General features: G+C 72.4%; 8 protein-coding genes. 2 read left to right on the forward strand and 6 right to left on the reverse strand.

All coding sequences use genetic code 11. The features are described from left to right. Positions 1–11: 11 nt before the first annotated feature. The 5 genes from ACH5AR_RS32475 to ACH5AR_RS32495 form a co-directional block, all read right to left on the reverse strand. Complete coding sequence (locus ACH5AR_RS32475) at positions 12–2531, reverse strand: germacradienol/geosmin synthase (protein ID WP_396305113.1); 2520 nt, start codon at positions 2529–2531, stop codon at positions 12–14. A 199-nt stretch (positions 2532–2730) separates the two neighbouring features. Beyond that, positions 2731–3786, reverse strand: coding sequence for a hypothetical protein (locus tag ACH5AR_RS32480; protein ID WP_396305114.1), 1056 nt, complete (start codon positions 3784–3786; stop codon positions 2731–2733). Beyond that, the gene (locus ACH5AR_RS32485; RefSeq protein ID WP_396305115.1) at positions 3783–5729 is read right to left on the reverse strand and encodes a hypothetical protein; all 1947 of its coding nucleotides are present in this window, start codon (positions 5727–5729) and stop codon (positions 3783–3785) included. Before ACH5AR_RS32485 ends, ACH5AR_RS32480 begins: the two co-directional genes overlap by 4 nt. Then, entirely contained in the window at positions 5726–6508 is a 783-nt protein-coding gene (locus ACH5AR_RS32490) for a toll/interleukin-1 receptor domain-containing protein (RefSeq protein WP_396305116.1), read from the reverse strand. The genes ACH5AR_RS32485 and ACH5AR_RS32490 overlap by 4 nt, the downstream gene beginning before the upstream one ends. 81 nt (positions 6509–6589) lie before the next feature. Continuing rightward, on the reverse strand, positions 6590–7894 hold the full coding sequence (locus ACH5AR_RS32495) for a helix-turn-helix domain-containing protein (RefSeq protein ID WP_396305117.1): 1305 nt from the start codon (positions 7892–7894) through the stop codon (positions 6590–6592). 461 nt (positions 7895–8355) lie between these two features. Here ACH5AR_RS32495 and ACH5AR_RS32500 point away from each other — a divergent pair, with 461 nt between their 5' ends. Beyond that, positions 8356–9024 (forward strand): HhH-GPD-type base excision DNA repair protein, encoded by a 669-nt coding sequence (locus tag ACH5AR_RS32500; RefSeq protein ID WP_396305118.1) that lies wholly within the window; start codon positions 8356–8358, stop codon positions 9022–9024. Between the two features lie 188 nt (positions 9025–9212). Here the strand turns inward: ACH5AR_RS32500 and ACH5AR_RS32505 are convergent, their stop codons facing one another. Next, on the reverse strand, positions 9213–10697 hold the full coding sequence (locus tag ACH5AR_RS32505) for an MFS transporter (RefSeq protein WP_396305119.1): 1485 nt from the start codon (positions 10695–10697) through the stop codon (positions 9213–9215). 136 nt (positions 10698–10833) lie between these two features. On the opposite strand from ACH5AR_RS32505, the gene ACH5AR_RS32510 reads away from it, so the two are divergent. Beyond that, positions 10834–11817, forward strand: a complete 984-nt coding sequence (locus ACH5AR_RS32510) for a helix-turn-helix transcriptional regulator (RefSeq protein ID WP_396305120.1) — start codon at positions 10834–10836, stop codon at positions 11815–11817. Positions 11818–11907 lie beyond the last annotated feature (90 nt).

The raw sequence follows: 11907 nt of genomic DNA on the forward strand, positions 1-11907 counted from the left end.
TCCCCGCGGCGTCAGCGGCCGGCCGTCAGGCGCAGCGACGCCGTCCCGAGACCGGTCGGGCCGAACGGGAACGGCGCCGGAGCCGACACCGACGCCGGCGCCGTGGCCTTCGCCGACGCCGTGGCCTCCGCCGGAGCCCCGGGTGCCGGGCCGGCGGCCGCCCTCCGACGCTCCGAGGCCGCCTCCAGGTCCCGCCCGGCACCGAAGTGCCGTTCCAGGTCCTCGGTGCCGTACCGGCGGCAGCCCTCGTGCCAGCTCAGGATGCCCGCGAGCCAGTTCTCCAGCTCCGCCACATACCCGTCGAGCAGGTCCCTGGCCGCCTGCTTCAGCCCGAAGTCCTCGTACACGACCGGGAGTTCCTTCTGCGCGACGTGCTGGAACTGGCCGAGCCGCGAGTGCATCAGGTCGTCGACGATCCGGACGGCCGCCTCGTAGTCGCAGTCGAAGAAGTTCTGCACCACCAGCACGACGTTGTGCAGCTCGCCCTCGTACTCGATCTCCTTCTGGTACGAGAAGAGGTCGTTCATCATGCACGCGTAGTCCATCGCGGAGTTCTCCAGCGCGCGCATCGAGCCGTGGTCGTACACCTCCGGCGGCACGGTCTTCCCGTGGCCGAGCCGGGAGAGGCTCGTGGTGAGCTCGGAGCCGAAGGTGGAGCGGCGCATCTCCAGGTAGTCCACCGGGTCCGGGATCCGGTTCTGGATCTGGTTCGCCAGCTCCCAGATCCAGCTGTCCAGCATGGCCTCGACCGCCACCCGGAAGCGGCCCCGGGCCTCGACGGTCATCGGCCCGGCGGTGCGCTCCCAGAGGTCGGCGAGGCTGCGCTCCAGCGCGTTGACGGGCTCCGGCCCGGGGGTCCCGTCCACCGGCATCAGCTGCGACAGCCTCGCGTTGGCGGCCTTGGCGCCGCCCAGGTCGCGGGTAACGCCGTAGGCCCTGGGGTAGTAGTCGTCCGCCCAGGTGCCCCAGGCCAACCAGGCCGAGGCGAGGTCGAGTTGGTCCGCGCCGGCATCCGGGTGGATGCCGGCGGCGCAGAGCGGCAGGTCGTAGTCGCGCATCGACTCGGCGTCCCAGATGCCGGATCCGGGGACCCCGGGCTCCGCCGAGAGGAGCCCCATCCGCTCGGCCCACTCGACCACTCGCTCCCGGGCGCCGTCCAGGTGCGGGCTCAACCGGAGGTCGTACGGCAGCTTGAACTCGGGCAGCCGGGAGGGTCCGACGGCCCGGTACGGCAGGTTGCCGTGCGAGCGCGCCCGTCGCTCGGTCGGCCCGGCCGCACTCGCGACCGCCCCCCGCGGCCCCGCCGTGCCCGTGCTCGCGCCCGATCCCGCGCCCGTGCCCGCACCCGCACCCGTACCCACCGACGGCGCGGCCGTGCTGCGCAGGATGTCCAGCGCCGAGGTCCCGATGCCACCGATCGCGTACTGGTCCCACCAGTTGCCGCCACCGGCCCCGCCCGCCGAGCCCGCCGACCACTCCAGCCCCGCCGACCCGCCGCCCGTGCCGGGCGCGACCCTGCCGCCCGGACCCGCCGCCGCCCCGGCGCCGTTCATGTACCGGCTGGACCGCAGGTGCCACTCGTGTCCGCCGGACTGCCAGTCCTGGAGGCCCTTGACGTACGCCATCACCCGGGCGCGGCCCGCCGGATCCAGGCCGGTCTCCGCGAACAGCACCGGCAGCTCGGTGAACACGGTGTTCTCGAACTGCTGCAACCGCGAGGTGAGCAGGTCGTTGACCGCGTCGGCGGCCTCCTGGGTGGAGCACTCCAGGAACCGCTCCAGCACCAGGATGCCGTTGCTCAGCTCGCCCTCGTCCTCCACCTCGCGCTGGTACGAGAAGATGTCGTTGCGCAGGTGCACCCCGTCGGAGAAGGCGTCCATCAGCACCCGCAGCGCTCGCGAACCCGACACCTCCTGCGGCACCTCGGCACCGGCCGCGTACTCGACCAGCTGCGCGGACCAGGGCGCGCCGCCGACCTTGCGGCGCATCTCGATGTACTCGACCGGGTTGGCCACCCGGCCCTCGCCGATGTTGGCGAGCTCCCACAGCGACTCGTCGAGCAGGTTCCGGGTGCTCTCGGCGAACCGGATCCGCCAGTCCTCCCCCATCGCCGGCACGGTGCGCCGCCAGAGGTCCGCCAGCCCCGCCTCGACCGGGTTCTCCGGCTCCGGGGAGCCGGCGGCCGGGTCGGCCGGCATGAACAGCGGCAGCCGGTCGAGGTGGGCCTTGCCCGCCTTCCGGTCGTTGGTGCGCTTGAACATGTCGAGGAAGTGGTCGTCGAAGAAGAAGACCCACACGTACCAGTCGGTCACCAGCGACAGCACCTCGGCGGAGGCGTCGGGGTGGGTGTACGCGCAGAGCAGGCCGTAGTCGTGGGCCTCCAGGTCGGCCTGGTCCCAGACACCGGACCCTTCCAGCATCCCCATCTCCCGCGCCCAGTCGATGCAGTGGGCCCGCGCCCCCTCCAGATGCGGGTTGAGTCGTGCCGGGTGCGGCACGTAGAAGGACGGCAGTTCGAACGGCTGGGTCACGGCGGCGGGCCTTTCTGGACGCGTCGAATGGACCAAGGATGACGTGCCGTCAGCTCCCCGCACCGCCACAACAAAAACAGTCATATGAAATGACTCGCTCCCCCCGCCCAAATCCACTCCCCCGGCCGAGCGCCCACCCCCACCCCCCGCGCCCCCGCCGTCCGCCCCCGCTGCCCGGTCCGCACGGGCCCACAGTCCGTCACTCCTCCGTCGGACCGGGCCGACCGGGTGCACCATCGTCCTCTCCCAGCAGCTTCTCCCGGATCAGTCGGGCGAACTCCGGCCTGCCGGCGGCGTCCGTGAATGACATCACCCGATGGGTGTACACCCTCCGCGCATCGGATTCCTCGTCCAGCTCGATGTCATCCAGCAGCCGCTGCAACGGACCGATCACGGCCGGCCCACCCGTCGGACCTCCCGGCTCGGTCGGCCCCACGAACCCGCCCCCGGCCCCATCCCCGTCATCCCCGTCATCGTCGAAGTCATCGGGAAAGGACCCCGCTCCCGGCAGGAGATGCGTGTAGAGCTCGCTCACCGGCGCGTCGTTGGCGGCTGCCGAGAGCTGGGCGAGCGGACCGATCAGGTCGACCGCCTCCCTGATCTGCTCGTCGTGGCGCGCCAGCCACCACACCATCGCACTGCCCGGCGACTTCAGGACGTCGTCCCCGAGATACGCCCGCTTGCTCTGCTCGTAGCGCCGTTCGTGCTCCCAGACCTCCTCGGTCTTCCGGACCTCCGACAGCTTCCCCAGCCGCTGCCGGTCGTCCTCCGACAGCCGAAGCTCGACCCGCCCGCCCATCGCTTCCACCAGCCCCGACCGGTCCTGGCTCTGCGTCCCGAGGACACCGTTCAGCCGGTGCTGCACCAGGTCCATCCGCCCCGGGATCTCGCACTCCGTCACCGCACGGGCCCGCTCCAGCACCGTCTCCACCGCCAGGCCGGCCGGATCCGCGTGCACCAGCCCGGTGGCGTTCCGGATCGGGCGCCACCACACCGTGGCGGAGAAGAGAAAGTCGTAGTCCGGGACGAGGCTCGGCAGCGCCACCCCGGTCACTCTGGTCTTCTCCCAGGGAGGCTCCTGCCATTCCGGCTTCGGCGTCCTGGCCAGCGCCTGGAGGAGGGCCAACAGGAGGGCCAACGCGGACGGCACCGCCCACAGCCAGACCGGCCACCCGGCCGACAACCCGAGTACCGCCGTCACCGAACCCGCCGCCAGCGCCAATCCGACCAACGACGCCTTCCCCGTGCTCTTCACAGCCCTCTCCCCCCGGCCGCCCCGACGAGTGGTTCGATCCCCTGCAGACGGTCGATGGCGCTCTGGAAGCGGGACGCGACCTCCTCCCGGCTCACCCGCCCCACGGAATCTTCGGCGTCCGCCGCCCAGTCGAGTGCCAGCAGGTAGTAGCGGTGGAGGACGTCGCCCCGGCCTTCGGCGGCCCGGAGCAGGATCGTCATCAACCGCTCGCCCCCGTCCTCCGCTTGCCGCGCAGCCGAGAGCCAGTTCCGGACCACGGGCTCCCACTCGGTCCGCAACGAAGGCACCCGCACCACCGCGCGCCAGCCCCGTACGGCCTCCTCCTGCCGCACCCGGTCCGACAACGGGTCCATCAGCGCGAGGAAGATGCCACCGTCCGACGGCACCGGCGGGCTCTTCTCCAGGCCCTCGCAAGACCGGTCCAGCAGTCTCAGGTACAACCGCTCGTCCCTGCCGACCAGTTCGAGCAGCGCCTCGCGGCCGTAGCGCGGACCGTCGCCCGGCTCCCGTCGCGCCAGGTGATGCAGTCGGACGAGCGCCTGGTCGGGGTGGTGCGTGGCCATCACGTCGACGCAGATCCGCGCGAGGACCCGCACCAGGTTGGCGTGCGGTTGCGGCCCGACCGACCACTCGTAGACCTTCGCCCGGAAGGCCGGACCGCAGGTCTCGCTCGTGATGCCCTGCTCCAGCACCAGCATCGCCTCCGGCAGGAACCTGCTCTCCTTCGCCCATGCCGTCACCGAATCGGCGAGCAGGCCCACGTCGCCGGCGTTCAGGGCCTCCCCGGTGAACCGTGCCACCAGCCGTCGGCGCTCGACCGCGCTCAACAGGGCCGTCGCCTTCACGCTGTCGTCGACCCAGGCCGCGAACGCTTCGCGCAGATCCGGGTAGTAGAGCCAGAAGTGCTCACGGACCGCTTCCGCGTACGCCAGTTCCTCGAAGCGGATCCGCCCGTCCCGCACGGTCATCCCGAGCTCGCGCACCCGCTGGGTCAGATCGGCCCGGTCGAGCCGAGGCCGGTCGTCCTCCGGATGCCCGACCCTGGCCAGCAGCTGGTCGGCGAGGCGGAACGCCGCGGCGGCCGGGGCTCCGTCCATCATCGCCGCGGTGAACAGCAGGGCCCGCTGGCGCCCGTCGGTGAGCCCCGCAACCAGCTGGGCCACCTCCTCACCGCGCTTCCGGAGGGCCGCGGCGGCAGTCGCCGCCCATGCCTCGAAGGTGCCGCCCGCCATCCTGGCTTCGACCACGAGCTCGTGCAGCCGCTCCAACTCGCGCATGGGAGAGCGGTCCAGGAACTCGCCGAGGGCGGATCGGCGCAGCTCCGGGGCGGGCACCCGGACATCGGCCCACCACAGGTGCTTGGCCAGGACCCGGTCGCCCGCGGGCCGGTCGACGGGCACCAGCAGCTGCCGGACATCCGACGGCAGCAGGCGCTCCTGCTCCCTCGACAACACCACCGCGAGACGCCCGGACTGCCGTTCCACCTTGTGCCAGTAGGACGTGACCAGGCCCTGCGCATCGGCGAACTGCTGATCGGACAGGTCGGACAGGTCGATCAGGACGCGTTCGCCTTCTGCGAGCTCGCCCGGCTCCGCCTGCTGGTCGTCCAACGCCACCTCGCGGAACGGGTCGCCGGCCCTGCCCGCGCGGTGCAGGACCACGACGGCGGCCGTGCGGCGCCCGCTGCCCCGGTGCCCCGAGATCAGCACAGCCGTTCCGGGTTCCTCCAGCCGGTGGAACACCTCGGCGTACCCGCGCGGCTCGACGAATCGCTGGCTCAACCAGCGGCGTCGCTCGGCGGCCAGCCGCAGCGGATCTCCTCCACTGCGGACCAGCCGATCCGAGGCGAAGTAGTAGTAGGAGTAGGAGTACTGGTCCCCGCTGCCCGTGTGCGTCTGCCCCTGTGTACGGCCGATCCACGTCGTGTCCCCGTGATCGCTCACCGCCGCCGCCCCGCCCCGTCACCACGGTCTCCGAAGGAGTTGTTGACCGTGCCGCGTTCGACGTAGCTGCCGCCGTCGCCGTGGATCTCGACGCCGCCGTTCCGGATCGTGGTGTGTTGCTCGCCGCTGCCGGTGTGGACCGGACCGCTCGCGTTGTTGATGAACGTGCCGACGTCGCGGCCCACGTTGCCGATGCCGCCGGTCTGGTCGTGCCGGTAGTCCCCGGCCTGCACCACGCTGCCGTTCACCCGGCCGACTTCGTTGCGGGTTCCGGTGCCCCCGCTCGTCCGGGCGACCAGCTGCTCCGCCTCCGCGAGTCGGGGGACGGCCTCGGCCAGGTCGTCGCCGAGCCGGCGGAGGCAGTGGTCGGCGTCGCGGTTGTCGTACCGGCGGTACTGGCAGTCGGCCAGCTCCGCGATCTCGGGCGGCAGGGCCCGGCGGTCGAGCCGCGTGGTGCGGCCGACGAGGACCGGAACGACCCGGGCTCCGGTCTCGAAGGCCTCGACGATCTCCCGCCTGGTCCAGTCCTCCGGGTCGTCCAGCGCCCGTCGGCCGTCCGCCGTACGGGCCTCGGCCCAGCGCGGGCCGATGACCGCGATGAGCACGCTGCTGCGGCGGACGGCGGTCAGCAGCTCCTGCGGGAAGGGCTGACCGATCTTGATCGACTTGCTGGCGCGGAACACCTGCTCCGTCCCGAACCTGCGGGAAAGCGCCTGCTCAATGACCGTGGCGGCGGTGTCCTCGTCGCTGGTGCGGTAGTTGACGAAGATCTCGGGCATGACGGGATCACCTCTCCGGGGTGAGTGGGCAAGGGTGTGTCGGCCGGGATCCGGCCGGGATCCGGCAGGAGAGCCGGACGTCTACGGGTGCAGCGCCTGCGCGAGCAGGGGTTGGAGGTCCTGCACGGCTCGACCGGCCTGGAAGCGGTGCAGTTCACGGCCGAGCCTGCAGACGTCGGTCCGGATGGTGGCCGAGCGCAAGGCCGGGACCAGCGGCAGGAGTTCCGCCGCGAGCTCGCAGGCCCGCTCCGGTTCCCCGGCGGCCGCGTGGGCGAGCGCACGCCGGATGCCGTAGCGGGCGCGGCTGCGGACGGCGTGCACCGGGATCCTCGGATACTCGTGGTCCAGCACCTCGGCGGCCTGGCCCGGGCGGCCGAGGTCGTACAGGCACCAGCCGGTGACCACGGCCGCCGGGTCGGCCAGGTGGGTGGTGCCGAGCAGGGGTGCACCGGCGTTCTCGGACTCGGCCCTGGCCAGGAGGTCGCGGGCCCGGTCGAGGCTGCGCAGGCAGGCGCTGCGGTCACCGGCGAGTGCGTGGCCCTGGGCCTCCCGCTGCGCTGCCAGACCTCGGATCCGCGGCGGCAGCGCGTCGTCCTGCGCCGGTTCGACCAGCTGCACCGTTTGAGCCGCGTCGCCCGCGTAGAAGGTGATCAGAGCCCGTCGGACCAGCGCGTACGAGGCGAGGTCGCGGTCCCCGCCGGCCTCGGCGAGCTCGACCGCCCGGGCCGTCCACCGCAGTGCCGAGACGTTGTCGTCGGCTTCCTGGGCCATCCAGCCCGTGTACTCCCCGTACCGCGCGGCCAGCACGAGCAGTCGTTCGCGGTTCACCCGGTCGGCCTGGGCGGCGAGCTCGCACACGGTGCGGGTCTGGGCGGTGAGCAGGGGAATCAACGTGCCGGGGACTGCGCACTGGCCGAGCTGTCGCATCTGGTCGAACTGGGCCCGGAAGACCTCCACCGGTAGGGACTCCGCGACGGGGGCAGCCGAGGCCGCCGCCGGCAGGGACGCGGCCAGCCCACCCCCGAGCAGGGAGGTGGCCCCGACGGCGAACAGCTGCCGCCGTCCGAGGCCGCCGGGCCGCCGGGTCCCGGTCGGCGCTTCCGGCTCACCACCCGGGCCGGTCCGCGCGGCGCCTGCGGACCACTCCGACTCGGCCCTGCCCGGTCCGGCCAGGAGCCGTTCCAGTTCACCGCCCGCGTCGAGCTGGACGTCGCAGCGACGGGCCAGCTGGGGCGGGGGCGGCTTGTGCCCGCGTTCGATCTTGCTCAGATGGCCCTTGCTGTAGCTGAGCAGTTCGGCCAGCCGGGTGAGGGTCAGCCCGGCCGCGATCCTCCGTCTGCGCAGTTCCGGGCCGAACTCACCGGACGACAATCTGGACGCGCTCATGCCAACCCCCGTTCTGGATTCGACCGCCCTGGCATCTGCTGCATCACGGGCCGGAAGCGGTCACCCCTCGCTTCCGCCTGGAATCTTGGCATGCGACCGAGCCGGTCAAACGGGGATCGACGGGGTTTCCCGTTTCCTCTTTCCGGCTCGAATGACCATGCGAACAAAACGAGTTGGCGACATGTCCACGCAGACGCCGGAGCGCTCCGCGTGCGACGGCTGTTCGGTTCGGCGCTCCATCGGCGCACGGCACCCGGCGGAGGCGGCGGGCGCGGGCAAAAAATGCCCCGCGCCACCCCGCCGTGAGCCCCGGCAACCGCTCCGCCAACGAACAAAGCAGCGCTGGCAAGGCCTTGTACGGACAAGACTTCCCCTGCTACGGGCGTGTTGACCGGGTACGTCCACCCCGCTTCCACCAGACTGGGCGCCGACCCGACGTCAACTCCGAGGAGGGCAAGCCCATGAACGTCACCGTTCGGCTCGCACAGCAGCCCGATGCCGACGAACTGCTCGGACGCAGTGCGCTCGCCGCGCTCGTCGGCATGCTGCTGGACCAGCAGGTCCCGATGGAGTGGGCGTTCACCGGCCCGCTGACCATCGCCCAGCGCCTCGGCCACGACGACCTGGACGCCCACGAGATCGCCACCTACAACCCGGAGGAGTTCGTCGCGCTCCTCTCCGCCAAACCGGCCGTCCACCGCTACCCGGCGGCGATGGCCAAACGGGTGCAGCAGCTCTGCCAGTTCCTCGTCGCCCAGTACGACGGCGACGCCGCCGCGCTGTGGAAGAACGTCCGCACCGGCAAGGAGCTGCTCAGCCGGCTCAACGCCCTGCCCGGCTTCGGCAAGCAGAAGTCGCAGATCTTCCTGGCCCTGCTCGGCAAGCAGTACGGGGTACGGCCCGAGGGCTGGCGGGAGGCGGCCGGGGTGTACGGCGAGGAGGGCGCGCACCGCTCGGTGGCCGACATCACCGGCCCCGAATCGCTCGCCCTGGTCCGGGAGTTCAAGCAGGAGATGAAGCGCGCCGCGAAGGAGGCCAAGGCCGCCGCCAAGCCGCGCACCACCACCCGTACGACCGCCGCTCCCTCGCACGCCCCCTCGCACGCCCCCGCCCCGACCGGCGTGCGCTGAGCCCCTTCCCCGCGAACGCCTCACCCGCGCCCGCCTGCGCGCCGCACCCGACCGGCACCGACCGGCACCCGACCGTGCGAGCACGGCCGAACGGGCCCGCACCCGGCCGCGCCCGGCCGTGCCCGTCCACGCACGACGCGGGCCCCGGCCGCAGGACGCGACCGGGGCCCGCACACGGGAGCGCTCCGTCAGGCCAGGACGGGCTCCTGCTCCTGCTCCTCCACCGCGGCCCCGGCCACCGGCCCGACCGCCCTGCGCCGCCGCGGCAGCGCGAACATCAGCACGAAGACCACCAGCAGCACCCCGGCGACCCACCACATCGCGTGCACGAAGGCCCCGCCGAACGCCGTCCCGAGCGCCTCCGGCGCGACCACGTCGTCCATCGCCCCGAAGAAGGCCACCGACACCAGGCCGAGGCCGAGCGCGTTGCCCACCTGCTGCACGGTGTTGATCAGCCCGGACGCCGAACCGGCGTGCTCGCACGGCACCTCCGCGAGCACCGCGTCGGTGATCGGCGCGACGATCAGCCCCATCCCGAGGCCCATCACCACCAGCGGCAGCACCATCTGCCAGGCCGTGATCGCCGTCCCGTACCGGTCCGCCTCCCAGATGTAGACGAGCACGCCCGCCGCCATCACCAGCGCGCCGGCCTGCAGCACCTTCCGGCCGAACCGCGGCACCAGCTTCTGCACCGAGAGCCCGGCGGCGGTCGAGACGGCGATCGAGAAGGGGATGCCGGTGGCGCCGGCCTTGAGCGGGCTCCAGCCCAGACCCACCTGCATGTAGAGGGTCCAGACCAGGAAGTAGATGCCCAGCGCCACCCCGAAGGCCAGCTGCACGCAGATCCCGGCCGCGAAGGACTTCACCCGGAACAGAGCCAGCTCCACCAGCGGTGAGCCGTCCCGCCGGGTCTTGACCTTCTCGTACGCCACGAACAGGGCGAACACCGGCAGGCTCCCGGCCATCGACAGGTAGCCCCACAGCGGCCAGTCCGCCTCGCGGCCGTGCGTCAGCGGGTAGATCAGCATCAGCAGGCCGAGGCTGGCCAGCGCCACGCCGACCAGGTCGAGCTTCAGCGCCTGGTCGGCCTTCGACTCGTCGATGAAGCGGCGGCCGAGCAGCAACCCGGCGATGCCGACCGGCAGGTTGATCAGGAAGATCGGCCGCCAGGCCAGGCCGAACAGGTCCCACTCGGTGAGCAGCGCACCGATCATCGGACCGGAGACCGCGCCCAGCCCGACCACCGCGCCGAACAGGCCGAACACCTTGCCGCGCTCCTCCGCCGGGAAGGTCGCGTGGATGATCGACAGCACCTGCGGCACCATCAGCGCCGCCGTCCCGCCCTGGAGCAGCCTGGTCGCGATCAGCATCTCCGGGCCGGTGGCCAGGCCGCACAGCGCCGAGGCCAGCGTGAAACCGCCGATCCCGATCAGGAACACCCGCTTGCGGCCGTGGATGTCGCCCAGCCGCCCGCCGGTGATCAGCCCGATCGCGAAGGCCAGCGCGTAGCCGCCGGTCACCCACTGGACGGCGCTGAAGGACGCGCCGGTGTCCTGCTGGATGCTCGGGATGGCGATGTTGACGATGGTGACGTCCACCAGGTCCATGAAGGAGGCGACCATCACGATCGCCAGCGCGATCCACCTCCGCCGCTCCGCTGCCGCGGTGCCCATTGCGTACTCCTCTTTCTTTCCCACGTCCACGACGCTCTTCCGAGCCTTGTCCGCCTTCTCCGCCTTCTCCACGCCGAGGACGGTAACGGCCGTGTAGGTCAGTACCTGTCCCACATGGTCCGGCATGCTGGAGCCCATGCGTGACACCCCGGCCCGGCTGCTGAGCCTCCTGTCCCTGCTCCAGACCCCGCGCGAGTGGCCCGGCAGCGAGCTCGCCGACCGGCTCGGCGTCAGCCCCCGCACCATCCGGCGCGACATCGACCGGCTGCGCGAGCTCGGCTACCCGGTGCGGGCCAGCATGGGCGCGGTCGGCGGCTACCGGCTGGTCGCGGGCACCGCGATGCCGCCGCTGCTGCTGGACGACGAGGAGGCGGTGGCCATCGCGGTGGGGCTGCGGGCGGCGGCCGGGCACGCCGTGGTCGGCATCGAGGAGGCCTCGGTCCGGGCGCTCGGCAAGCTGCTCCAGGTGCTGCCGGGGCGGCTGCGGCAGCGGGTCGGGACGCTCAACTCCGCGACCGTCCCGCTGCTCACCGGGGACGGCCCGACCGTCGAGCCGGAGGACCTCACGGTGCTCGCCCGCGCCGTCACCGCCCGGGAACGGCTGCGCTTCGCCTACCGGGCGTACGACGGCGCCGAGACCAGCCGGCAGGTGGAACCCGAGCGGCTGGTCTCGGTCGGCCGCCGTTGGTACCTGGTCGGCTACGACCTGGACCGCGCGGACTGGCGGCTGTTCCGGGTCGACCGGCTGAGCGCCCCGGCCGCCACCGGCGTCCGCTTCACCCCGCGCCCGCTGCCCGCCGAGGACGCCGCCGCGTACGTCGCGGGCAAGCTGCGCCGTCCGTCACCGAGCGGCACCGTGGTCGCCACCGTGCACGCCCCCGCCGAGCGGGTCCGCCGCGGCCTGCGGCCGGGCGACTCCGAGGTCCAGCCGCTCGACGAGCACAGCTGCCTGCTCCGCTCCCGCTCCGACTCCCTGGAGTGGACGGCGATGCGGCTGCTGTCGCTGGACTGCGAGTTCGAGGTGCACGAGCCGCCCGCGCTGCGCGAGCACCTGCGCCGGCTCGCCGCCCGGGCGCGGCACGCGGCGGGCCCGGAGGACGGGGACCGGGGCCGGTCCTAGGGGTCGTCTTCAAAGCTGATCAAGTGATGGGCGATCATGTTGGTCATGGTGCGTCGTCATGAGTTGTCGGATGCCGAGTGGGCTGTGCTG

Source organism: Kitasatospora sp. NPDC018619, assembly GCF_044391605.1.
In the GTDB taxonomy this organism is placed as follows: domain Bacteria; phylum Actinomycetota; class Actinomycetes; order Streptomycetales; family Streptomycetaceae; genus Kitasatospora.